General features: G+C 69.7%; 21 protein-coding genes. All 21 read left to right on the plus strand.

Translation table 11 applies throughout. The features are described from left to right. Positions 1 to 197: DALR anticodon-binding domain-containing protein (locus IPZ69_RS26220; protein WP_268835062.1), on the plus strand; the 197-nt coding region annotated here is incomplete at its 5' end. A gap of 51 nt (positions 198 to 248) precedes the next feature. Further along, positions 249 to 1,640, plus strand: a complete 1,392-nt coding sequence (lysA, locus tag IPZ69_RS26225) for a diaminopimelate decarboxylase (protein ID WP_235456944.1) — start codon at positions 249 to 251, stop codon at positions 1,638 to 1,640. Between the two features lie 185 nt (positions 1,641 to 1,825). After that, the gene (locus tag IPZ69_RS26230; protein ID WP_235456945.1) at positions 1,826 to 3,118 is read left to right on the plus strand and encodes a homoserine dehydrogenase; all 1,293 of its coding nucleotides are present in this window, start codon (positions 1,826 to 1,828) and stop codon (positions 3,116 to 3,118) included. A 6-nt stretch (positions 3,119 to 3,124) separates the two neighbouring features. Then, entirely contained in the window at positions 3,125 to 4,183 is a 1,059-nt protein-coding gene (gene thrC, locus IPZ69_RS26235; protein WP_235456947.1) for a threonine synthase, read from the plus strand. A 376-nt stretch (positions 4,184 to 4,559) separates the two neighbouring features. Further along, positions 4,560 to 5,477: a homoserine kinase gene (gene thrB, locus IPZ69_RS26240; RefSeq protein ID WP_235456949.1), complete on the plus strand. Its 918-nt coding sequence runs from the start codon at positions 4,560 to 4,562 to the stop codon at positions 5,475 to 5,477. Between the two features lie 399 nt (positions 5,478 to 5,876). After that, the gene (gene rho / locus IPZ69_RS26245) at positions 5,877 to 7,856 is read left to right on the plus strand and encodes a transcription termination factor Rho (RefSeq protein ID WP_235456951.1); all 1,980 of its coding nucleotides are present in this window, start codon (positions 5,877 to 5,879) and stop codon (positions 7,854 to 7,856) included. A 300-nt stretch (positions 7,857 to 8,156) separates the two neighbouring features. Continuing rightward, complete coding sequence (locus IPZ69_RS26250) at positions 8,157 to 9,872, plus strand: trypsin-like serine protease (RefSeq protein WP_235457004.1); 1,716 nt, start codon at positions 8,157 to 8,159, stop codon at positions 9,870 to 9,872. Positions 9,873 to 10,080: 208 nt separating this feature from the next. Continuing rightward, entirely contained in the window at positions 10,081 to 11,259 is a 1,179-nt protein-coding gene (locus IPZ69_RS26255; RefSeq protein WP_235456952.1) for an LCP family protein, read from the plus strand. A gap of 161 nt (positions 11,260 to 11,420) precedes the next feature. Continuing rightward, positions 11,421 to 11,642, plus strand: coding sequence for a 50S ribosomal protein L31 (gene rpmE / locus IPZ69_RS26260; protein WP_235456953.1), 222 nt, complete (start codon positions 11,421 to 11,423; stop codon positions 11,640 to 11,642). 108 nt (positions 11,643 to 11,750) lie between these two features. Continuing rightward, the gene (prfA, locus tag IPZ69_RS26265) at positions 11,751 to 12,827 is read left to right on the plus strand and encodes a peptide chain release factor 1 (protein ID WP_235456954.1); all 1,077 of its coding nucleotides are present in this window, start codon (positions 11,751 to 11,753) and stop codon (positions 12,825 to 12,827) included. A 31-nt stretch (positions 12,828 to 12,858) separates the two neighbouring features. Further along, the gene (gene prmC, locus IPZ69_RS26270; protein WP_235456955.1) at positions 12,859 to 13,704 is read left to right on the plus strand and encodes a peptide chain release factor N(5)-glutamine methyltransferase; all 846 of its coding nucleotides are present in this window, start codon (positions 12,859 to 12,861) and stop codon (positions 13,702 to 13,704) included. Positions 13,705 to 13,801: 97 nt separating this feature from the next. Then, entirely contained in the window at positions 13,802 to 14,449 is a 648-nt protein-coding gene (locus tag IPZ69_RS26275; protein ID WP_235456956.1) for an L-threonylcarbamoyladenylate synthase, read from the plus strand. 52 nt (positions 14,450 to 14,501) lie between these two features. Then, the gene (locus IPZ69_RS26280; protein WP_235456957.1) at positions 14,502 to 15,164 is read left to right on the plus strand and encodes an arsenate reductase/protein-tyrosine-phosphatase family protein; all 663 of its coding nucleotides are present in this window, start codon (positions 14,502 to 14,504) and stop codon (positions 15,162 to 15,164) included. 163 nt (positions 15,165 to 15,327) lie between these two features. Next, a complete protein-coding gene (glyA, locus tag IPZ69_RS26285) occupies positions 15,328 to 16,566 on the plus strand; it encodes a serine hydroxymethyltransferase (RefSeq protein WP_235456958.1) in 1,239 nt (412 codons plus the stop codon). Positions 16,567 to 16,705: 139 nt separating this feature from the next. Continuing rightward, positions 16,706 to 18,100: an MraY family glycosyltransferase gene (locus IPZ69_RS26290; RefSeq protein WP_235456960.1), complete on the plus strand. Its 1,395-nt coding sequence runs from the start codon at positions 16,706 to 16,708 to the stop codon at positions 18,098 to 18,100. Between the two features lie 281 nt (positions 18,101 to 18,381). After that, entirely contained in the window at positions 18,382 to 18,804 is a 423-nt protein-coding gene (locus IPZ69_RS26295) for a hypothetical protein (RefSeq protein WP_235456961.1), read from the plus strand. Positions 18,805 to 19,014: 210 nt separating this feature from the next. Further along, positions 19,015 to 19,851, plus strand: coding sequence for a F0F1 ATP synthase subunit A (gene atpB, locus IPZ69_RS26300; RefSeq protein ID WP_235456963.1), 837 nt, complete (start codon positions 19,015 to 19,017; stop codon positions 19,849 to 19,851). A gap of 76 nt (positions 19,852 to 19,927) precedes the next feature. After that, on the plus strand, positions 19,928 to 20,176 hold the full coding sequence (locus IPZ69_RS26305; protein WP_235456965.1) for a F0F1 ATP synthase subunit C: 249 nt from the start codon (positions 19,928 to 19,930) through the stop codon (positions 20,174 to 20,176). A 37-nt stretch (positions 20,177 to 20,213) separates the two neighbouring features. Beyond that, entirely contained in the window at positions 20,214 to 20,759 is a 546-nt protein-coding gene (locus tag IPZ69_RS26310; protein ID WP_235456967.1) for a F0F1 ATP synthase subunit B, read from the plus strand. Then, positions 20,756 to 21,571 (plus strand): F0F1 ATP synthase subunit delta, encoded by an 816-nt coding sequence (locus IPZ69_RS26315; protein ID WP_235456968.1) that lies wholly within the window; start codon positions 20,756 to 20,758, stop codon positions 21,569 to 21,571. The genes IPZ69_RS26310 and IPZ69_RS26315 overlap by 4 nt, the downstream gene beginning before the upstream one ends. Positions 21,572 to 21,715: 144 nt before the next feature. Next, complete coding sequence (gene atpA, locus IPZ69_RS26320) at positions 21,716 to 23,311, plus strand: F0F1 ATP synthase subunit alpha (protein WP_235456970.1); 1,596 nt, start codon at positions 21,716 to 21,718, stop codon at positions 23,309 to 23,311. Positions 23,312 to 23,331 lie beyond the last annotated feature (20 nt).

Consider the following 23,331-nt stretch of genomic DNA (forward strand, 5'->3'; position numbering starts at 1 on the left):
GTGCCCCGGACCGGCTTGCCCGGCAGCTCGTCGTCGTCGCCGATGCCGTGCTGCCGTTTCTGCCCAGCGTGCTGCCGCACGGTGAGGAGAAACCCTCGGCCGCCCACCGTGCCCGGCTCGCTCTTGCCGAAGCCGCCGGGACGGTGCTGGCCGGCGGTCTGTCCCTGCTCGGCATCGACGCACCCGAACATCTCTGAGGGCCGGGACAAGGTCTTCAGGCAGAGACAGAGAGTCTGAGAGTCACCGTCATGAGCCGTTCCGCACATCCCGCCGGGCCCCGCCACGCCGACGTCCTGCCCGAGGGGCACTACTCGGCGCCGCCCGCCGACCTCAACGCCCTCGACGCCAAGGTGTGGTCCCAGACCGTCAGCCGTGACGCGGACGGAGTCGTCACCGTCGGCGGCATCGACGTCAAGGAGCTCGCGGAGGAGTTCGGCACCCCGGCCTACGTGCTCGACGAGGCCGACTTCCGCGCCCGGGCGCGGGCCTGGCGCACCGCCTTCGGTCAGGACGCCGACGTCTTCTACGCCGGCAAGGCGTTCCTCTCCCGCGCCGTCGTGCGGTGGCTGGACGAGGAAGGGCTCAATCTCGACGTCTGTTCCGGCGGGGAGCTCGCCACCGCCCTGTCCGCCGGGATGCCGGCCGACCGCATCGCCTTCCACGGCAACAACAAGTCCATGGCCGAGATCGAGCGGGCCATCGAGGCCGGCGTCGGCCGGATCGTGCTCGACTCCTTCCAGGAGATCGTGCGGGTCGCCCACCTCGCGCAGTCCCTCGGGAAGCGGCAGCGGGTGCAGATCCGGATCACGGTCGGCGTCGAGGCCCACACCCACGAGTTCATCGCCACCGCCCACGACGACCAGAAGTTCGGGATTCCGCTCGCCGGGGGACAGGCGGCGGAGGCCGTGCGGCGGGCCCTCCAGCTCGACGGGCTGGAGCTGATCGGGATCCACTCCCACATCGGGTCGCAGATCTTCGACATGTCCGGGTTCGAGGTCGCCGCCCACCGCGTGGTCGGCCTGCTCAAGGACATCCGTGACGAGCACGGGGTCGAGCTGCCCGAGATCGACCTCGGCGGCGGGCTCGGCATCGCCTACACCAGTGACGACGATCCGCGTGAGCCGCACGAGATCGCCAAGGCGCTCACCGAGATCGTCACGCGGGAGTGCGAGGCGGCCCGGCTGCGGACCCCGCGCATCTCCGTCGAGCCCGGCCGCGCCATCGTCGGGCCCACCGCCTTCACGCTGTACGAGGTCGGCACCGTCAAGCCGCTCGACGGGCTGCGTACGTACGTCTCCGTCGACGGTGGCATGTCGGACAACATCCGCACGGCGCTGTACGACGCCGAGTACAGCGTCGCCCTCGTCTCCCGCACCTCCGACGCCCGGCCGATGCTCGTGCGTGTCGTCGGCAAGCACTGCGAGAGCGGGGACATCGTGGTCAAGGACGCCTTCCTGCCCGCCGACCTGGCGCCGGGCGACCTCATCGCGGTCCCGGCCACCGGGGCGTACTGCCGGTCCATGGCCAGCAACTACAACCACGTGCTCCGGCCCCCGGTCGTCGCGGTCGGCGACGGCGAGGCCCGGGTGATCGTCCGGCGCGAGACGGAGGAGGACCTCCTGCGTCTCGACGTCGGATGAGAGCCGCAGGTGAGGGCGCCCGAGCGACCGTGTCGGCCGGGTGCCCGCAGCGGGGCCGGAAGATCTCCGGTTTTCCTGTCCCGGCGAAATGAAATAGACGTCTCACGATCCGGACTAAGGGTAGAAACTGCCGTCCGGTGAGTGAGACTGGTCCAACCGTAGACGGTATGAGGAAACGAGGTCGGATGATGCGTACGCGTCCGCTGAAGGTGGCGCTGCTGGGCTGTGGGGTTGTCGGCTCAGAGGTGGCGCGCATCATGACGACGCACGCGGACGACCTCGCCGCCCGCATCGGGGCGCCGGTGGAGCTGGCGGGCGTCGCCGTCCGCCGCCCGTCCAAGGTGCGGGAGGGCATCGACCCGAACCTCGTCACCACCGACGCCACCGCCCTCGTCAAACGCGGCGACATCGACGTCGTGGTGGAGGTCATCGGCGGGATCGAGCCCGCGCGGGCCCTCATCACCACCGCCTTCGAGCACGGCGCCTCCGTGGTCTCCGCCAACAAGGCGCTGCTCGCCCAGGACGGGGCCGCCCTGCACGCGGCGGCGGAGGAGCACGGCAGGGACCTCTACTACGAGGCCGCCGTCGCCGGCGCCATCCCGCTGATCCGCCCGCTGCGCGAGTCCCTCGCCGGCGACAAGGTCAACCGGGTGCTGGGCATCGTCAACGGCACGACCAACTTCATCCTCGACAAGATGGACTCCACGGGCGCCGGCTATCAGGAGGCGCTCGACGAGGCCACCGCGCTCGGGTACGCGGAGGCCGACCCCACCGCCGACGTCGAGGGCTTCGACGCCGCCGCCAAGGCCGCCATCCTCGCGGGCATCGCCTTCCACACGCGCGTGCGTCTCGACGACGTCTACCGCGAGGGCATGACCGAGGTGACGGCGGCCGACTTCGCCTCCGCCAAGGAGATGGGGTGCACCATCAAGCTGCTCGCCATCTGCGAGCGGGCGGCGGACGGCGGCTCCGTCACCGCGCGCGTGCACCCCGCGATGATTCCGCTCAGCCACCCGCTCGCCTCCGTGCGCGGCGCGTACAACGCGGTGTTCGTCGAGTCCGACGCGTCCGGCCAGCTCATGTTCTACGGCCCCGGCGCCGGCGGTTCCCCCACCGCCTCCGCCGTGCTCGGTGACCTCGTCGCCGTCTGCCGCAACCGGCTCAACGGCGCGACGGGGCCCGGCGAGTCGGCGTACGCCGCCCTGCCCGTCTCGCCCATGGGCGACGTCGTCACGCGGTACCACATCAGCCTCGACGTCGCCGACAAACCGGGTGTTCTCGCCCAGGTAGCGACCGTGTTCGCCGAGCACGGTGTGTCCATCGATACGGTTCGGCAGCAGGGGAAGGACGGCGAGGCATCCCTCGTCGTCGTCACCCACCGCGCCTCCGACGCCTCCCTCACCGGGACCGTCGCGGCGCTGCGCAAGCTCGACACCGTGCGGGGTGTCGCCAGCATCATGCGGGTTGAAGGAGAGTAAGCAGCAATGACCCACCAGTGGCGCGGAATCATCGAGGAGTACCGGGACCGGCTGCCGGTATCCGACACCACGCCGGTCGTGACGCTCCGCGAGGGCGGCACGCCCCTCGTGCCCGCGCAGGTGCTCTCCGAGCGCACGGGCTGCGAGGTCCACCTCAAGGTGGAGGGCGCGAACCCGACCGGGTCCTTCAAGGACCGCGGTATGACCATGGCCATCAGCAAGGCCAAGGAGGAAGGCGCGAAGGCGGTCATCTGCGCCTCCACCGGCAACACCTCCGCCTCGGCGGCCGCGTACGCGGTGCGCGCGGGCATGGTCTCGGCCGTGCTCGTCCCGCAGGGCAAGATCGCGCTCGGCAAGATGGGCCAGGCCCTCGTGCACGGCGCGAAGATCCTCCAGGTCGACGGCAACTTCGACGACTGCCTCACGCTCGCCCGCAATCTGAGCGACAACTACCCGGTGGCGCTGGTCAATTCGGTCAACCCGGTCCGCATCGAGGGGCAGAAGACGGCTGCCTTCGAGATCGTGGACATGCTCGGCGACGCCCCCGACATCCATGTCCTGCCGGTCGGCAACGCGGGCAACATCACCGCGTACTGGCGGGGGTACCGGGAGTACGCCGCCGACGGCGTGTCCTCCAAGACCCCTCGCATGTGGGGCTTCCAGGCCTCCGGCAGCGCCCCGATCGTGCGCGGCGAGGTCGTCAAGGACCCGTCGACCATCGCCACCGCGATCCGCATCGGCAACCCCGCCTCCTGGCAGTACGCCCTGGCGGCGCGGGACGAGTCGGGCGGTCTCATCGACGAGGTGACGGACCGTGAAATCCTGCGCGCCTACCGCCTGTTGGCCGCGCAGGAGGGTGTCTTCGTGGAGCCCGCCTCGGCCGCGTCCGTGGCCGGCCTGCTGAAGGCCGCCGAGCAGGGCAAGGTCGACCCGGGCCAGCGGATCGTGTGCACGGTCACCGGCAACGGCCTCAAGGACCCGGACTGGGCCGTCGCGGGCGCCCCGCAGCCGGTCACCGTCCCGGTCGACGCGGCCTCCGCGGCCGTACGCCTCGGCCTCGCCTGAGAGGCCCCGGCCGGGGTCCGTTGGGGCGCTGCCACAGGCTCGTTCGGACCCCGCCACAGGGCCGCTCGGACCCTGCCACGGGGACGCTCCGGCCGTGCTCGGCACACGCCCTCCCGAGCAACCGGGCGACTCCCCATGGCGTCTTCACACGGGGACCCGTAAGAGGGGTGCACAGGGGGCATACGACACGCATCGTGCGCCTCCTGTGCGCCCTATGTCGCCACAGAACCTTCCTTCGATAGGCTGTACTGAACCCGCCCGCCGCATATGCCTCCGCATATGGCAGGGTGCCGCGCCGTTTCCGCGGCCTGAGGGCCCTCACGTACGCATCGAATGTCATTCGACAATCACGCAGCTCAAGGAGAGTCATCGAGCGATGGCCGGTCCAGCCTTCCGCGCCGCCGCCGTCCGGGTGCGCGTCCCCGCCACCAGCGCCAACCTCGGCCCGGGCTTCGACGCCCTCGGCCTCGCGCTGGGGCTCTACGACGACGTGGTCGTCCGGGTGGCCGACTCCGGGCTGCACGTCGACATCGCCGGCGAGGGCAGCGGGACGCTGCCGCGAGACGAAAGTCACCTGCTCGTACGCTCGCTGCGCACCGCCTTCGATCTGCTGGGCGGGCAGCCCCGTGGCCTGGAAATCGTCTGCGCCAACCGCATTCCGCACGGCCGTGGCCTGGGTTCCTCCTCCGCCGCCATCTGCGCCGGAATCGTCGCCGCGCGCGCGGTGACCATAGGCGGGGAGGCGAGGCTCGACGACGCGGCCCTGCTGGAACTCGCCACCGAGATCGAGGGTCACCCCGACAACGTCGCGGCCTGTCTGCTGGGCGGATTCACCCTCTCCTGGATGGAGGCCGGTTCCGCCCGGGCCATCAGGATGGAGCCCTCCGATTCCATCGTTCCGGTGGTTTTCGTGCCCGGAAAGCCGGTCCTGACGGAGACCGCGCGCGGTCTGCTGCCGCGCACCGTGCCGCACGTCGACGCCGCCGCCAACGCGGGCCGTGCAGCCCTGCTCGTCGAGGCCCTGACCAGGCGCCCCGAGCTGCTGCTGCCCGCCACCGAGGACCGTCTCCACCAGGAGTACCGCGCCCCCGCCATGCCGGAGAGCGCCGCACTGGTGGAGCGGCTGCGCGCCGACGGGATCCCCGCCGTGATCTCCGGCGCCGGACCCACCGTCATGGCGCTTGCCGACGCCGGCACCGCCGACAAGGTGGAGGCCCTGGCCGGGGCGGACTGGGCCGCCAACCGGCTGAGTCTCGACGCACTGGGAGCGAGCGTGCTGCCGCTTGCGACCTGACACACGGTTGCCGGATTTGGAGAGGGGGAATGTTTGTTGGATCCGGTAGTGTTAACCTCAAGTCTGCACCCGACCCCACCATGGCGAGGTGCCTCGTGTCCCCGTCCGGGACAGACATTCTTCCGGGAGTCTCCCAAGCCACTCTGTGTTCCGTACGTCGTGCCTGGGCAGTACGCCGTATGCGGGCATTGAGCGGGCCGCTGGGCACGCTCCGGAATCGGTGCGACCACGCCACGTGACACTGGGTGCCACGGCTCAAGGAAGCGCCATCACCAGATATCTCTTCCGCCGCTTAGGCGGACCACCGCCCCGGCTTGGTCACAACAAGGACCGAAGCCGGACAGCACAACCGGTCGCCGAGCCAGACAGGCCGACGTCCGCTCCAGGGAAGGACCCTTCGTGAGCGACACCACCGATCTGATGGGCGCACGTGTCGAGGAGACCGCTGCCGCGCCCGCCACGGACGCCTCCGCGCCTGCCACCGGTGCCGGCTCCCGGCGGCGCCGCGGTACCGGCCTCGAGGGCATGGTGCTGGCCGAGCTGCAGCAGGTCGCATCCGGCCTCGGTATCAGGGGCACCGCGCGCATGCGCAAGAGCCAGCTGATCGAGGTCATCAAGGAGGCGCAGGCGGGCGGCGGCGCCCCGGCCGCGAAGGCCGAGGAAGCCACCGAGACCAAGCCCAAGCGCCGTGCCACCTCCCGGGCCCGTACGGGTGATGAGGCGGACAAGAAGGCCGAGGCCAAGGCCGAGGCGCCCGCCGAGAAGGCCGTGGCCCAGCAGCAGATCGAGATTCCCGGTCAGCCGGCCAGCGAGGACGCGCCCACCGAGCGCCGTCGTCGCCGTGCCACCGCCGAGGCGGGCAGCCCGGCGGGCGGTGCCGAGACCATCGCCGCCGAGGCGAAGAGCGAGCCGAAGGCCGAGTCGCCGGCCCAGCAGTCGCAGGGCGACGCCGCGAAGGGCGACGCCGGTGACGCTGACGGCCGCCGCCGCGACCGCCGTGAGCGCGGCCGGGACCGCGACCGCCGGGGCAAGGGCGACGACCAGCAGCAGGGCGGCCAGGGCGGCCAGCGCCAGCAGCAGAACCAGCCGCAGGGCGGCGGCCGTCAGGACCGCAACGCCGGTCCGCAGGACGACGACGACTTCGAGGGCGGCCGCCGGGGCCGTCGGGGCCGCTACCGCGACCGCCGTGGCCGTCGTGGCCGCGACGAGGCGGTCGCCGAGCCGCAGCTGGCCGAGGACGACGTCCTGATCCCCGTCGCGGGCATCCTGGACATCCTCGACAACTACGCCTTCATCCGTACGTCGGGCTACCTGCCGGGTCCGAACGACGTGTACGTCTCCCTCGCCCAGGTCCGTAAGAACGGCCTGCGCAAGGGTGACCACATCACCGGTGCGGTCCGTCAGCCGAAGGAGGGCGAGCGCCGCGAGAAGTTCAACGCCCTTGTCCGCCTCGACTCCGTCAACGGCATGGCGCCCGAACACGGCCGTGGCCGCCCGGAGTTCAACAAGCTGACCCCGCTCTACCCGCAGGACCGCCTCCGCCTGGAGACGGACCCGGGCGTGCTGACCACCCGCATCATCGACCTCGTGTCGCCGATCGGTAAGGGCCAGCGCGGTCTGATCGTGGCCCCGCCGAAGACCGGCAAGACCATGATCATGCAGGCGATCGCCAACGCGATCACGCACAACAACCCCGAGTGCCACCTGATGGTCGTCCTCGTCGACGAGCGTCCGGAAGAGGTCACCGACATGCAGCGGTCGGTCAAGGGCGAGGTCATCTCCTCGACCTTCGACCGTCCGGCCGAGGACCACACCACGGTCGCCGAGCTCGCCATCGAGCGTGCCAAGCGTCTGGTGGAGCTGGGCCACGACGTCGTCGTGCTGCTCGACTCGATCACGCGTCTGGGCCGTGCCTACAACCTGGCGGCGCCGGCCTCCGGCCGCATCCTGTCCGGTGGTGTCGACTCGACCGCGCTCTACCCGCCGAAGCGGTTCTTCGGTGCGGCGCGCAACATCGAGGACGGCGGCTCGCTGACCATCCTCGCCACCGCCCTGGTGGACACCGGGTCCCGCATGGACGAGGTGATCTTCGAGGAGTTCAAGGGCACCGGCAACGCCGAGCTCAAGCTCGACCGCAAGCTCGCCGACAAGCGCATCTTCCCGGCGGTGGACGTCGACGCGTCCGGCACCCGTAAGGAAGAGATCCTGCTCGCCCCCGACGAGCTCGCCATCGTCTGGAAGCTGCGCCGGGTGCTGCACGCCCTCGACCAGCAGCAGGCGGTCGAACTGCTCCTCGACAAGATGAAGCAGACGAAGTCGAACGCCGAGTTCCTGATGCAGATCCAGAAGACGACGCCGACGCCCGGCAACGGCGACTAGTCGCTCCACCGGGTCGGCCGAATTCGTTCGGCCGTCCCTCGGCCGCGGCCTCGTCCGTGGCTTGTCGCGCAGTTCCCCGCGCCCCTTGGGGCGCATGAAGGCCGCCCTCCGTCATCAGTGACGGAGGGCGGCCTTTTGGCGCTGAGATGAGTGGACGCGGCTCGCGTCCCTTCCGTCTCAAGTTCCTTTGGGGGGACTTTCTTGACCACGACCCCGTCCGGCGGCCGTCACAGACGCCGGATACGCCTTGCCCTGCCCCTTGCCGCCGCCGGTGTCGCCGCGGCCGTGACCGCGGCGCTGATGACCTCCTCCGCGGGCGCGGCCACCGCCGTGCCGACCCCGAAGGTCAAGCCGGCGATCGCCTCGACCTCGCTCGCCACCCTGGAGAAGCGCGTCGCCGGTGCGCTCGCCGGTGACGACACCGCCGGGCAGACGACCAAGAAGTCGTCCCTGAGCGCGAGCACGAACACCGCCACCGTCGACCCGAAGATCATCGGTGGCACGCAGACGACCATCACGACGGCGCCGTGGATGGCCCAGCTCTGGTACTACGACGACAAGGGCACCGCCGACGAGAGCGACGACCTCGGCTTCTTCTGCGGTGGCGCGGTCGTCTCGCCGACGAAGATCCTCACCGCCGCGCACTGCGTCAAGGGCTACAACTGGGGCGCCAACGGCGCGGTCCTGACCGGCACTTCGCAGCTGCCGAGCACCGACAGCGCCGGCAACACGGACCTGCACGGCGGCACCGCCACCGCGGTCCTGCGCCAGTGGAACCACCCGTCGTACAACGCGACGACGATCGACAACGACATCGCCGTCCTCACCCTGGACTCCCCGGTCAAGGCCACGCCGATCCGGCCGACGACCTCCAGCGACACCGGCTCCTACGCGGCCGGCACCAGCGCCAAGGTCTACGGCTGGGGCCGCACCAGCTCCACCAGCCAGGACATCTCCGACACGCTGAAGACGGCCACGCTGCCGATCCAGTCGGACGCCACCTGCTCCGGCTTCTACGGCACGGACTTCGTCAAGGGCCACATGGTCTGCGCGGGCAACCCCGCCACCGGCAGCGACACCGGCACCACCTCCGCCTGCAACGGCGACTCCGGTGGTCCGCTCGTGGTCAATGGCCGCATCGTGGGCGTCGTTTCGTGGGGCGTCGTGGACTGCGTGCAGAAGGGCGCCTACAGCGTCTTCAGCAAGGTCAGCACCTACCTCGGTGCCGCCTACGCGCAGATCGCCGACGCGAACCTCAGCTACACGGACGGCAAGGCCGACCTGTGGGTGCGCAACGCCTCCAGCAAGACCGGCTACGAGAAGGACTCCAAGGGCTCGTCCCTCGGCGCCCGCATCTCCTGGGGCAACTGGGACGGCGTCAACGTCGTCCTGCAGACGGACCTGAACCGCGACGGCATCCAGGACCTGGTGGTCCGCGACAGCGGCACCGGTGACATCTACTGGATGCACTACGTGCTGGCGACCGGCAGCTGGTCCCAGACGAAGATCTTCACCGGCTGGAAGACCCGCACCCGCGTCATCACCCCGGGCGACGTCACCGGCGACTACCTGCCCGACGTCCTGTCCGTCGACTCCGGCGGCACCCTGTGGCTCTACCCGGGCAAGGGCAACGGCACCTTCGCCGCCCGTGTCCAGGTCGGCACGGGCTGGAACCAGTACAACATGGTGCGCGGCCACGGCGACTTCAACGGCGACGGCAAGGCCGACCTGCTCGCGCGCAGCAAGAGCAACGGCGACCTGTACCTGTACCGGGGCACCGGCAAGGCCGGCGCTGGCGCCTTCTCGGCGCGCGTGAAGGTCCGCTCGGCCTGGACCGGCTACAACGCCTTCGACGCCGTCGGTGACCTCTCCGGCGACGGCAAGGCCGACTTCCTGGCCCGTACGCCCGGCGGCACGCTCTACCTGTACAAGGGCACCGGCAAGGCGACCAGCGAGATTTTCGCCACAAGGATTTCGCTCGGCACCGGTTTCCAGCAGTACGACATCTTCGGCTGAAACAGCAGGTGAGCGGGGTACGCCCGACTCACCCGGTCACGCCCGGTGCCCACCGCCTTCACGCGGTGGGCACCGGGCGTTGTGCAACCCTTTGCCGAGTTTCTCCGTCTGACCCGACGGGGTGACGATAGTGCCGTACAGGTCAAAAGTGGCCATGTCCGACCGTGACGGCAGGGGGTAACCGACCGGACGAGAAGCTGAGGAGCACATGTCTGCCGAGAGCACGCCGGAGCCCGGCACATCCGAGCCCGGCATATCCGCGCCCGACGCATCCGAGCCCGGGATGCCCGGGTCCACCGCGAGCGGTCCGTCGCGTCGTGGCAAGGGGCGGCGCCGCAAGCCCCCCAGCCCGCGCAGCAAGGCCCTGCGGATCACCGCCTGGACTGCCGCGGGTGTCGTGGTGCTGGGCGGAGCCGGCGCCGGATATCTGTTCGTCAAGCTCAACGGCAACATCAAGAGCATCGACATCAACCAGGCCCTGGGCACCCAGCGGCCGGTGAAGGTCGACAACGGCTCCGAGAACATCCTGGTCCTCGGCTCGGACACCCGCTCGGGCAGCAACAAGAAGCTCGGCGGCGGCGCCGACGACGGCAGCGCCCGCTCCGACACGGCCATGATCGTCCACGTGTACGAGGGCCACAAGAAGGCGAGCGTCGTCTCCATCCCCCGCGACACGCTCATCGACCGCCCCGGGTGCACCGACACCAAGGGCAACGCGTACCCCGCCGCGTCCGGCGTGATGTTCAACTCCGCCTACTCCACCGGCGGCGCGGCCTGCGCGGTGAAGACCGTCGAGGCGCTCACCGGCATCCGCATGGACCACTATCTGGAGGTCGACTTCAGAGGCTTCCAGAAGCTCATCGACGACCTCGGCGGCGTCACGGTCACCACGACCAAGAACATCGAGGACGCCCAGAGTCACCTGCACCTCAAGGCCGGCACGCACAACCTCGACGGCGAGCAGGCCCTCGGTCTGGTCCGCACCCGGCACGGTGTCGGCGACGGCTCCGACCTCGGCCGCATCCAGCTCCAGCAGGCGTTCATCAAGGCGCTGATCGACCAGGTCAAGCACGTCGGCGTCTTCACCAGCCCCAAGAAGCTGTTCGACCTCGCCGACACCGCCACCAAGGCCGTCACCACCGACTCCGACCTCGGCTCGGTGAACTCCCTGATGGACTTCGCGAACGGTCTCAAGGGCATCGGCTCCTCGCACATGAAGATGGTGACGATGCCGGTGCAGTACGACCCGGCCAATCCCAACCGCGTGGTCCTGGCGAAGGCCAAGGCGCAGCTGGTCTGGGACGCCCTCAAGAACGACCGGCCGATCCCGGCCGGCGCCACGAAGGGCACGGCCACGGGCGGGGCCAAGGGCGTCGTGACCCCGTAGGGGCACGTCCTGACCCCGTGGGGACCCGTAGGGAATAGATCATCCCGGTACCCGGTTTTGGGGGATGGCGCCAGTCCTGGCAGACTGGTACGTCGGCTCCGGTTCACGCCTCCGCATCCCGCGGCTGCGACCCGGCGCCCTCCCGAAATCTAGGAGACACCTTGAAGCGCGACATCCACCCCGAGTACGTCGAGACGCAGGTCAGCTGCACCTGCGGCGCGTCGTTCACCACCCGTAGCACCATCGCGTCCGGCACCGTCCGGGCCGAGGTCTGCTCCGAGTGCCACCCGTTCTACACGGGCAAGCAGAAGATCCTCGACACCGGTGGCCGTGTGGCCCGCTTCGAGGCCCGCTTCGGCAAGGCCGCCGGCTCCAAGAAGTAGCGAGCCCCATTTCGCCGGTCCACGGCCGTATCCCTTTGCCGGGGTGCGCCGGGACCGGCGTTTTTGGTCGCCCGCCTTCCCCTTCCCGAGCAGTACAGGAGCCGAAAGATGTTCGAGGCCGTCGAGGAACTCGTCGGTGAGCACGCCGACCTGGAGACGAAGCTCGCCGACCCGTCGGTCCATGCCGACCAGGCCAACGCGCGCAAGCTGAACAAGCGCTACGCCGAGCTCACTCCCATCGTCGCCACGTACCGCTCCTGGAAGCAGACCGGCGACGACATCGAGACCGCACGCGAACTCGCGGCCGACGACCCCGACTTCGCGGCCGAGGTCAAGGAGCTGGACAAGCAGCGCGGCGAGCTGACCGAGAAGCTGCGGCTGCTGCTCGTCCCGCGCGACCCCAGCGACGACAAGGACGTCATCCTGGAGATCAAGGCGGGCGCGGGCGGCGACGAGTCCGCCCTGTTCGCCGGCGATCTGCTGCGGATGTACCTGCGCTACGCCGAGCGCGTGGGGTGGAAGACCGAGATCATCGACTCCACCGAGTCCGAGCTCGGCGGCTACAAGGACGTCCAGGTCGCCGTGAAGACCAAGGGCGGCCAGGGTGCCACCGAGCCCGGCCAGGGCGTGTGGGCCCGGCTGAAGTACGAGGGCGGTGTGCACCGCGTGCAGCGTGTGCCGGCCACCGAGTCCCAGGGCCGTATCCACACCTCCGCCGCCGGTGTGCTGGTCACGCCCGAGGCCGAGGAGGTCGACGTCGAGATCAACCCGAACGACCTTCGGATCGACGTCTACCGCTCCTCCGGCCCCGGCGGCCAGTCCGTCAACACGACCGACTCCGCGGTGCGCATCACGCACATTCCCACCGGAGTCGTCGCTTCCTGCCAGAACGAGAAGAGCCAGCTGCAGAACAAGGAGCAGGCTCTGCGTATCCTGCGCTCCAGGCTGCTCGCGGCGGCGCAGGAGGAGGCGGAGCGGGAAGCCGCCGACGCCCGCCGCAGCCAGGTTCGCACCGTCGACCGCTCCGAGAAGATCCGTACGTACAACTTCCCGGAGAATCGCATTTCGGACCACCGCGTCGGCTTCAAGGCGTACAACCTTGACCAGGTCCTGGACGGGGACCTCGCCGCGGTGATCCAGGCCTGCGTCGACGCGGACTCGGCGGCGAAGCTGGCAGCCGCGTAACGGTACGGACGAGTACTTCCGGAGGACTTGCGTGAACCTGCTGCTCGCGGAGGTGGCCCAGGCCACCCAGCGGCTGGCCGACGCCGGCGTGCCCTCGCCGCGCAACGACGCGGAGGAGCTCGCCGCGTTCGTGCACGGCGTGAAGCGGGGCGCGCTGCACTCCGTGAAGGACTCCGACTTCGACGCCCGGTACTGGGAGGCCATCGCCCGGCGTGAGCAGCGCGAGCCGCTGCAGCACATCACCGGGCTGGCCTACTTCCGGTACCTGGAGCTCCAGGTCGGTCCGGGCGTCTTCGTGCCGCGGCCGGAGACCGAGTCGGTGGTCGGCTGGGCCATAGACGCCGTGCGCGCCATGGACGTGGTCGAGCCGCTCATCGTCGACCTGTGCACCGGCTCCGGTGCCATCGCGCTGGCCCTCGCCCAGGAGGTCCCGCGCTCGCGCGTGCACGCCGTGGAGCTGTCCGAGGAAGCCCTCCAGTGGACGCGCAAGAACGTCGAGGGGTCCAGGGTCGACCTGCGCCAGGGCGACGCCCTGGACGCCTTCCGGGACCTCGACGGGCAGGTCGACCTCGTCATCTCCAATCCGCCGTACATCCCGCTGACCGAATGGGAGTACGTCGCCCCGGAGGCCCGTGACTACGACCCGGAGCTCGCGTTGTTCTCCGGCGAGGACGGCCTCGACCTGATCCGCGGCCTGGAGCGCACCGCGCACCGGCTGCTGCGGCCCGGCGGTGTCGTCGTGATCGAGCACGCCGACACCCAGGGTGGCCAGGTGCCGTGGATCTTCACCGAGGAGCGGGGCTGGGCCGACGCGGCCGACCACCCCGACCTCAACAAGCGCCCACGGTTCGCAACCGCCCGCCGGGCGCTGCCGTGAGCACCCCGCCGACAGTGTTTTCTGTGGTTTCTGTGGTTTCTGTGGTTTCTGTGTTTGCTGTAGTCCCGCATTACGTGTACGAGGAGGCCCGCTAGACATGGCACGGCGATACGACACCAACGACGCGACCGACCGCGTGACGGGTCTGCGCGAAGCCGCGTCCGCGGTCCGCCGTGGCGAACTCGTGGTGCTGCCGACGGACACGCTGTACGGCATCGGCGCCGACGCGTTCTCCTCGGAGGCCGTCGCCGACCTCCTGGCGGCCAAGGGGCGGGGCCGCAACATGCCCACCCCCGTGCTGATCGGCTCCCCGAACACGCTGCACGGGCTCGTCACGGACTTCTCCGAGCTCGCCTGGGAGCTGGTCGACGCCTTCTGGCCGGGCGGTCTCACGCTCGTCGCCCGGCACCAGCCGTCCCTGCAGTGGGACCTCGGGGACACCCGTGGCACCGTCGCCGTGCGCATGCCGCTGCACCCGGTCGCCATCGAGCTGCTGACCGACGTCGGCCCGATGGCCGTGTCGTCGGCGAACCTGACCGGCCACCCGGCGCCGGAGGACTGCGACGCCGCCCAGCAGATGCTCGGCGACTCCGTCTCCGTCTACCTGGACGGCGGCCCGACCCCCGGCAACGTGGCGTCGTCGATCGTCGACGTCACCGGCGACGTGCCGCTGCTGCTGCGCGCGGGCGCGATCACGGCGGAGGAGCTGCGGAAGGTCGTACCCGACCTTGAGGTGGCGAATTGACAGCCCCTGAATCCCCCAAGCTCTCGACTTCGCTCGAGCAGGGGGCACCCCCATGCGTGGCATAGGCAACGGGGAACGTGCCGCGGAGATCACGACCACCTTCGTCGGGCTTCCGCGCGACTGCTTCCGGATCCTCCACGTCAGCACCGGCAACGTGTGCCGCTCGCCGATCACCGAGCGGCTGACCCGCCATTTCGTGACGCAGCGGCTCGGCGTGCTCGGCGGCGCGCTGATCGTGGAGAGCGCGGGCACCTGGGGCCACGAGGGCGCGCCCATGGAGGCCAACGCGGAGGCCGTGCTGGCCGACTTCGGCGCGGACGCCTCCGGCTTCGTCGGCCGGGAGCTCCTGGACGAGCACGTCATCATGGCCGACCTCGTGCTGACGGCCACCCGCGACCACCGCGCCCAGGTCATCTCCATGGGCCACTCGGCGGGCCTGCGCACCTTCACGCTGAAGGAGTTCACCCGCCTGGTGCGCGCCATAGACCCGGCCACCCTGCCGCCCCTGGAGGACGGCGTGGTGGCCCGCGCCCGCGCCCTGGTCCGCGCCGCCGCGGCGCTGCGCGGCTGGCTGCTGGCCCCCACGGCGGAGGCCGACGAGGTGTACGACCCGTACGGCGCGCCGCTGACGTTCTTCCGTTCGGTCGGCGACGAGATACACCAGGCGCTGGATCCGGTGGTCACGGCGCTGACGGGGGTCGCCGCGCGGACGTGACGCGGGCGACCCCGCCGCCCTTCGGGACGGCGTGGTGGCCCGCGTCCCCGCCGAAGCGACTGTCCGGGGCGGCGAGCGCACCGGTGGCCGAAGCCGCCGCGCAGGGCGCGCGGACCGGGCCTACATTGGACCTACGTCACCGTCGACCGCCCGGGAGCCCGCCATGTCGGTCACCCATACCCTTGAGACCGATGTCCTGCGGCGGCAGGACCCCGAGCTGGCCGGAATCCTGCTGGGTGAGCTCGACCGGCAGTCGACGTCGCTGCAGCTGATCGCCGCCGAGAACTTCACGTCCCCGGCGGTGCTGGCCGCGCTGGGCTCGCCGCTGGCCAACAAGTACGCCGAGGGGTATCCCGGGGCCCGTCACCACGGCGGCTGCGAGATCGTCGACGTCGCCGAGCGCCTCGCGGTCGAACGGGCCAAGGCGCTGTTCGGCGCCGCCCACGCCAACGTCCAGTCGCACTCGGGGTCCTCCGCGGTGCTGGCCGCGTACGCCACCCTGCTGCGGCCCGGCGACACCGTCCTCGCCCTCGGGCTGCCGTACGGCGGCCACCTCACGCACGGCTCCCCGGCGAACTTCTCCGGCCGCTGGTTCGACTTCGTCGGCTACGGCGTCGACGCGGAGACCGGCCTCATCGATCACGACCAGGTGCGCACCCTGGCCCGTACCCGCAGGCCCAAGGCCATCGTGTGCGGCTCCATCGCCTACCCGCGCCACATCGACTACGCCTTCTTCCGGGAGGTCGCCGACGAGGTCGGCGCCTTCCTCATCGCCGACGCCGCGCACCCCATCGGCCTGGTCGCCGGGGGAGCGGCGCCCAACCCGGTCCCGTACGCCGACATCGTGTGCGCCACCACCCACAAGGTGCTGCGCGGCCCGCGTGGCGGGATGATCCTGTGCGGCGCGGAGCTGGCCGAGCGCGTCGACCGGGCCGTGTTTCCTTTCACACAGGGCGGCGCCCAGATGCACACCATCGCCGCGAAGGCCGTCGCGTTCGGCGAGGCGGCGACCCCGGCCTTCGCCGCGTACGCCCACCAGGTCGTCGCCAACGCCCGGGTGCTGGCGTCCGAGCTGGCCGACGAGGGTTTCCACGTCACCACCGGCGGCACCGACACCCACCTGATCACCGCCGACCCGGGGCCGCTCGGACTCGACGGCCGCGCCGCACGCGGCCGGCTCGCGGCCGCCGGGATGGTGCTGGACTGCTGCGCACTGCCGCACGGGGACTCCCGCGGGCTGCGCCTGGGCACGGCCGCGGTGACCACGCAGGGCATGGGGGAGCCGGAGATGGCACGCATAGCGGTGCTGATGGCGGGGGTGCTGCGAAGTGAGATCGACAGCACAGGGGCGCGTGACGAGGTGCGCGAGCTGGCCGGTAGATTTCCGCCGTATCCCGGCTGAGCGGGGGTAGACGCACGGGAGTACAGCCACGTACACAGCCACGCGTGCAACCATCGTCGCTACCCGGAAGTCCCCACTGATATGCGTACGTCGCTAGGGTGTGGGGCTGAGATGGCCAGCGAGACCTGTGGGGAAGCCCGTGCGTGAATACCTGCTGACGCTCTGCATCACGGCCGCGGTGACGTATCTGCTGACAGGGCCGGTACGGAAGTTCGCGATCGTGGCCGGAGCCATGCCGGAGATCCGGGCACGTGACGTGCACCGCGAACCCACTCCGCGCCTCGGCGGTATCGCGATGTTCTTCGGCCTGTGCGCGGGCCTGCTGGTCGCCGACCACCTCACCAACCTCAACCAGGTCTTCGCCAACTCCAACGAGCCGCGCGCGCTGCTCTCCGGGGCGGCGCTGATCTGGCTGATCGGGGTGCTCGACGACAAGTTCGAGATCGACGCGCTGATCAAGCTGGGCGGCCAGATGATCGCCGCGGGCGTGATGGTCATGCAGGGTCTGACGATCCTGTGGCTGCCCATCCCGGGCGTCGGCAACGTGGCGCTCACCCAGTGGCAGGGCACGCTCCTGACGGTGGCGCTCGTCGTGATCACGATCAACGCGGTGAACTTCGTCGACGGCCTCGACGGCCTCGCCGCCGGCATGGTGTGCATCGCGGCGGCCGCGTTCTTCCTGTACTCGTACCGGATCTGGTACTCGTACGGCATCGAGTCCGCCGCCCCGGCCACGCTGTTCGCCGCGATCCTGATGGGCATGTGCCTGGGCTTCCTGCCGCACAACATGCACCCGGCCCGGATCTTCATGGGCGACTCCGGCTCGATGCTGATCGGCCTGGTGCTGGCCGCGGGCGCGATCTCGATCACCGGTCAGGTCGACCCGGACGCGCTGGCGCTGTTCACCGGCTCCGAGAAGGCGGCCGTGCACCAGACGGTGCCCGTCTACATCCCGCTGCTGCTGCCGCTGACGATCATCGCGGTGCCCGCCGCCGACCTGGTGCTGGCCATCGTGCGCCGCACCTGGCGCGGCCAGTCGCCGTTCGCCGCCGACCGCGGGCACCTGCACCACCGGCTGCTGGAGATCGGCCACTCGCACAGCCGGGCCGTGCTGATCATGTACTTCTGGTCGGCGCTGATCGGCTTCGGCGCCCTGGCCTACTCCGTGAACTCCGCGTCCATGTGGATCGTCCTCGGCGTGGTGTTCCTCAGCGCGATCGGCCTGGTACTGCTCCTGCTGCCGCGCTTCACGCCGCGCGCCCCGCGCTGGGCGGAGCACGTGGTGCCGCCGCGCTACCGGCGCCGCGGGCGGGCCGCGGAGTCCCTTGCCGCCGCCTCCGTGGAGGCGACCGACACGGCTGCTGACGCCGGTGATGCCGCCGCGGACGCCGATGCGTCCGACGCCGTTCAGGAGAGCGTCGAGCCGGTCGAGGAGGAGGAGTCCGCCTCGGTCACCGCCGGTCTGGGCGTCAACGGGGCGACCGCCCTCGGCCCCCGTTCGCGTCTCGGTAAGGGCGGCAAGGTAAGAATCTGACTAGAGCATTGCCAAGTCGTGGGGGAGCGAACCCCCCCAATACCAGACAAGGCGGCTCGGTTTTTGCACAGACGGGCACTGTCACTCTCATGTGTGACAGCAAGCACACCTACCAGGTAAAGACCTCATCAAATAGTTTGTGATACGGTTCACGAGAACCCCGGATAGAGCCGAAGGACCGTGATGCGACGGTCCATTGGCATGAGGTCTTCACCTCTCGGTCCGGGACTACGCTCGTCCATGACGACACCCTGCCCCCCTGTGAAAGCGGAGTTGCCGCCATGCCGTCCAATGACGCCCGGATCTTGGCTCAGGCCGCCGTACCCACGGCTGCCGTCGGCGCGATCGCTGCCGTCGTCAGCGGAGTGGTCGCGGGCGGCAAGGGGGCGATCGGGGCAGCCGTCGCGACGGTGGTGGTGATGCTCTTCATGGGCATCGGGCTCTACGTGCTGCAGCGCACCGCCAAATCTTTTCCGCAGCTGTTCCAGATGATGGGCCTGATGCTCTACGCGGCTCAGCTGCTGCTGCTGTTCATCTTCGTCGCAGCTTTCAAGAACACGACGCTGTTCAACCCCCGGGCCTTCGCCATCGTCCTCGTGGTCGCCACCCTGACGTGGATCGCCGCGCAGACCAGGGCCCACATGAAGGCCAAGATCCTCTACGTCGAGCCCGACAAGTCCGAGAAGACAGGGCACTCGTCGTGAGAGGTAGGGCCGGGATAAAGGCACACGAGAGATCCTGCTATCGTCCGGTGCCAACTGCGGCATCGCTGGCGCGGGCATCCGAGCTGACGCCTGCTCAATCGCGAGGCGAGATGCCCTACAGCCGCCCCCACATCCGTAACACCAGTCCCGTGCCGAACCGCGGCCGTACGCCGCGCCGACACAACGAGGTTGCCGTACCTATGCGCCACGATGAAGGAGCCCGCGGTGAGTGCTGACCCGACGCAGACGCTCGCTTTCGATACGAGCTGTCACCTGTTCGACGGGTGTGGCTTCCCGGCTCCGGGCCTGCACTCGTTCCTGTTCCAGCCGCTCTTCGGCGACGCGGACAGCAACGTGTACTTCAACAAGACGATGCTGCTGGCGCTGCTCGGGTCGATCATCATCGTGGGCTTCTTCTGGGCCGCCTTCGCCAAGCCGAAGGTCGTCCCGGGCAAGCTCCAGATGGTGGCTGAGGCCGGCTACGACTTCGTACGCCGCGGCGTCGTCTACGAGACCATCGGCAAGAAGGAAGGCGAGAAGTACGTCCCGCTCGTCGTCTCGCTGTTCTTCTTCGTCTGGATGATGAACCTCTGGTCGATCATTCCGGTCGCCCAGTTCCCGGTGACCGCGATCATCTCGTACCCCGCGGTCCTGGCGGGCATCGTCTACATCCTCTGGGTCTCGCTGACTTTCAAGCGGCACGGCTTCGTCGGTGCCTTCAAGAACTTCACCGGCTACGACAAGTCGCTCGGTGCGGTACTCCCGCTGTCGATGACGATCGAGCTCTTCTCGAACCTGCTCGTCCGGCCCTTCACCCACGCCGTGCGACTCTTCGCGAACATGTTCGCCGGTCACACCCTCCTGCTGCTCTTCACGATCGCCAGCTGGTACATGCTGAACGGCATCGGCATTGCCTACTCCGGTGTCTCGTTCGTGATGGTCATCGTGATGACCGCCTTCGAGCTCTTCATCCAGGCTGTCCAGGCCTACGTCTTCGTACTGCTGACCTGCAGCTTCATCCAGGGTGCGCTCGCCGAGTCCCACTGAGCGCCAACCCGACCACCCACCCATGACATCCGGTGGCCAACCCCCACCGGTCATTGAAAGAGAAGGAAGAACCGGCATGTCCGTTCTGCACGAGACCCTGGCCGCTGTCCAGATCAAGGGCAACCTCGGCTCCATCGGTTACGGCCTCGCCGCGATCGGCCCGGGCGTCGGCGTCGGCATCATCTTCGGTAACGGCACGCAGGCCCTCGCCCGCCAGCCCGAGGCGGCCGGCCTGATCCGCGCCAACCAGATCCTCGGCTTCGCCTTCTGTGAGGCGCTCGCCCTGATCGGTCTGGTCATGCCGTTCGTCTACCCGAGCAGCTGATCCGACTCTCGCGCACCATTAGACGAAAGGCACTGATATGAGCCCCCTGGTTCTGATGGCGGCTGAGGAGGCCGAGAACCCCCTCATCCCGCCGATCCCAGAGCTCGTCATCGGCCTGATCGCCTTCGTCATCGTCTTCGGCTTCCTCGCCAAGAAGCTCCTTCCGAACATCAACAAGGTTCTGGAGCAGCGCCGCGAGGCGATCGAGGGCGGTATCGAGAAGGCCGAGGCCGCGCAGACCGAGGCCCAGAGCGTTCTTGAGCAGTACAAGGCTCAGCTCGCCGAGGCCCGGCACGAGGCCGCGCGCCTGCGCCAGGAGGCTCAGGAGCAGGGCGCCACGCTCATCGCCGAGATGCGGGCCGAGGGCCAGCGTCAGCGCGAGGAGATCGTCGCCGCCGGTCACACGCAGATCGAGGCCGACCGCAAGTCCGCCGCTTCCGCGCTGCGTCAGGACGTCGGCAAGCTCGCCACCGAACTGGCCGGCAAGCTCGTCGGCGAGTCCCTCGAGGACCACGCCCGCCAGAGCCGTGTGATCGACCGTTTCCTCGACGAGCTTGAGGAGAAGGCCGAGGCGGCTCGATGAACGGAGCGAGCCGCGAGGCACTGGCAGCCGCGCGCGAGCGTCTCGACGCGCTGACGGACACCACGTCCGCGGACGTGACGCGGCTCGCCGACGAGCTGGCGGCGGTCACCGCGCTGCTCGACCGCGAGGTGTCGCTGCGTCGGGTCCTCACCGACCCGGCGCAGGCCGGTGAGGCCAAGGCCGAGCTGGTCCAGCGACTGATCGGCGGACAGGTCAGCGGCCCGGCCGCCGACCTGGTGGCCGGGATGGCGCGCTCCCGCTGGTCGCAGCCCCGCGACCTGGTGGACGCGCTGGAGGAGCTGGCGGACATCGCCGACCTCACCGCCGCGCAGAAGACCGGCAAGCTGGACGACGTCGAGGACGAGCTGTTCCGGTTCGGCCGGATCATCTCCTCGAACACCGAGCTGCGCGCCGCGCTGACGGACCGCTCCGCCGCCGCTTCGGCGAAGGTCGAGCTGCTGCACCGCCTCCTCGGGGGCCGGGCGCAGGCCACCACCGAGCGTCTGGTGACGCGCCTTGTGACCGCGCCGCGGGGACGTAGCCTGGAGTCGGGCCTGGAGTCCCTCTCCAAGCTCGCCGCCGAGCGCCGGGACCGCATGGTCGCGGTCGTCACGTCGGCGGTCCCGCTGAGCGACCCGCAGAAGCAGCGCCTCGGCGCCGCCCTCGCGAAGCTCTACGGCCGCGCGATGCACCTCAACCTCGACGTCGACCCCGAGGTCGTCGGCGGGATCCGGGTGCAGGTCGGTGACGAGGTCATCAACGGTTCCCTCGCGGACCGGCTGGAGGACGCGGCCCGCCGCATGGCGAGCTAGCTCCGGCAACGCGGAATTCAAGAACAGCAGTACGTACGCATACGGCCCTGGTTGGGCCGTGCAGAGGATTCACCTCTTTCAGGGGGGAGTCCCCATCCCCCCCAAGTGAAACTTCGGGCCCAACAAGGAGAGCAGGGAACCCAGATGGCGGAGCTCACGATCCGGCCGGAGGAGATCCGGGACGCGCTGGAGAACTTTGTCCAGTCGTACAAGCCGGACGCGGCCTCGCGCGAGGAGGTCGGTTCGGTCACCCTTGCCGGCGACGGCATCGCGAAGGTCGAGGGCCTGCCCTCGGCCATGGCCAACGAACTGCTGAAGTTCGAGGACGGCACCCTCGGCCTCGCGCTCAACCTGGAAGAGCGCGAGATCGGCGCCATCGTCCTCGGTGAGTTCAGCGGCATCGAGGAGGGTCAGCCGGTGCAGCGCACCGGTGAGGTCCTCTCCGTCGCGGTCGGCGAGGGCTACCTCGGCCGCGTCGTCGACCCGCTCGGCAACCCGATCGACGGCCTCGGCGAGATCGAGACCAGCGGTCGTCGTGCCCTCGAACTGCAGGCCCCCACGGTCATGCAGCGCAAGTCGGTGCACGAGCCGATGGAGACCGGCTACAAGGCCGTCGACGCGATGACCCCGGTCGGCCGTGGTCAGCGTCAGCTGATCATCGGTGACCGCCAGACCGGCAAGACCGCCCTGGCCGTCGACACGATCATCAACCAGCGTGACAACTGGCGCACGGGTGACCCGAACAAGCAGGTCCGCTGCATCTACGTCGCCATCGGTCAGAAGGGCTCCACCATCGCGTCGGTCCGCCGCGCGCTGGAGGAGAACGGTGCGCTGGAGTACACGACCATCGTCGCCGCCCCGGCGTCCGACCCGGCCGGCTTCAAGTACCTGGCGCCCTACACCGGCTCGGCCATCGGCCAGCACTGGATGTACGAGGGCAAGCACGTCCTGATCATCTTCGACGACCTGTCGAAGCAGGCCGACGCCTACCGCGCCGTGTCGCTGCTGCTGCGCCGCCCGCCGGGCCGCGAGGCCTACCCCGGTGACGTCTTCTACCTGCACTCCCGTCTGCTGGAGCGCTGCGCGAAGCTCTCCGACGACATGGGCGCCGGCTCGATGACCGGTCTGCCGATCGTCGAGACCAAGGCCAACGACGTCTCGGCGTTCATCCCGACCAACGTCATCTCCATCACCGACGGCCAGTGCTTCCTGGAGTCGGACCTGTTCAACGCCGGTCAGCGCCCCGCGCTGAACGTCGGTATCTCCGTCTCCCGAGTCGGTGGTTCCGCGCAGCACAAGGCGATGAAGCAGGTCTCCGGCCGTCTCCGCGTCGACCTGGCCCAGTTCCGTGAGCTGGAGGCGTTCGCCGCCTTCGGTTCCGACCTGGACGCCGCCTCGAAGTCGCAGCTGGAGCGCGGTCAGCGCATGGTCGAGCTGCTGAAGCAGGCTCAGTACCAGCCGATGTCCACCGAGGACCAGGTCGTCTCCGTCTGGGCCGGCACCACCGGCAAGATGGACGACGTTCCGGTCGCCGACATCCGCCGCTTCGAGAAGGAGCTCCTGGAGTACCTGCACCGCAAGGAGCAGGGCCTCATGACCTCCATCAAGGAGGGCGGCAAGATGTCCGACGACACGCTGACGGCCGTGGCCGACGCCATCGTGGACTTCAAGAAGCAGTTCGAGACCTCCGACGGCAAGCTGCTCGGCGAGGACGCTCCGGCTGTCTCCGTGTCCAAGTGACGTAAGGAAGGGACCTGACT

This window comes from Streptomyces olivochromogenes (assembly GCF_021538895.1).
In the GTDB taxonomy this organism is placed as follows: Bacteria; Actinomycetota; Actinomycetes; order Streptomycetales; family Streptomycetaceae; genus Streptomyces; species Streptomyces olivochromogenes_A.

Coding starts and splice junctions, on each gene's coding strand:
- IPZ69_RS26275 (WP_235456956.1), top strand. CDS start 13,802: ATGGCACGGCGATACGACACCAACGACGCGACCGACCGCGTGACGGGT.
- thrB (WP_235456949.1), top strand. CDS start 4,560: ATGGCCGGTCCAGCCTTCCGCGCCGCCGCCGTCCGGGTGCGCGTCCCC.
- IPZ69_RS26255 (WP_235456952.1), top strand. CDS start 10,081: ATGTCTGCCGAGAGCACGCCGGAGCCCGGCACATCCGAGCCCGGCATA.
- atpB (WP_235456963.1), top strand. CDS start 19,015: ATGAAGGAGCCCGCGGTGAGTGCTGACCCGACGCAGACGCTCGCTTTC.
- IPZ69_RS26310 (WP_235456967.1), top strand. CDS start 20,214: ATGAGCCCCCTGGTTCTGATGGCGGCTGAGGAGGCCGAGAACCCCCTC.
- IPZ69_RS26295 (WP_235456961.1), top strand. CDS start 18,382: ATGCCGTCCAATGACGCCCGGATCTTGGCTCAGGCCGCCGTACCCACG.
- glyA (WP_235456958.1), top strand. CDS start 15,328: ATGTCGGTCACCCATACCCTTGAGACCGATGTCCTGCGGCGGCAGGAC.
- prfA (WP_235456954.1), top strand. CDS start 11,751: ATGTTCGAGGCCGTCGAGGAACTCGTCGGTGAGCACGCCGACCTGGAG.
- atpA (WP_235456970.1), top strand. CDS start 21,716: ATGGCGGAGCTCACGATCCGGCCGGAGGAGATCCGGGACGCGCTGGAG.
- IPZ69_RS26315 (WP_235456968.1), top strand. CDS start 20,756: ATGAACGGAGCGAGCCGCGAGGCACTGGCAGCCGCGCGCGAGCGTCTC.
- IPZ69_RS26280 (WP_235456957.1), top strand. CDS start 14,502: ATGCGTGGCATAGGCAACGGGGAACGTGCCGCGGAGATCACGACCACC.
- thrC (WP_235456947.1), top strand. CDS start 3,125: ATGACCCACCAGTGGCGCGGAATCATCGAGGAGTACCGGGACCGGCTG.
- IPZ69_RS26250 (WP_235457004.1), top strand. CDS start 8,157: ATGACCTCCTCCGCGGGCGCGGCCACCGCCGTGCCGACCCCGAAGGTC.
- lysA (WP_235456944.1), top strand. CDS start 249: ATGAGCCGTTCCGCACATCCCGCCGGGCCCCGCCACGCCGACGTCCTG.
- IPZ69_RS26230 (WP_235456945.1), top strand. CDS start 1,826: ATGATGCGTACGCGTCCGCTGAAGGTGGCGCTGCTGGGCTGTGGGGTT.
- IPZ69_RS26305 (WP_235456965.1), top strand. CDS start 19,928: ATGTCCGTTCTGCACGAGACCCTGGCCGCTGTCCAGATCAAGGGCAAC.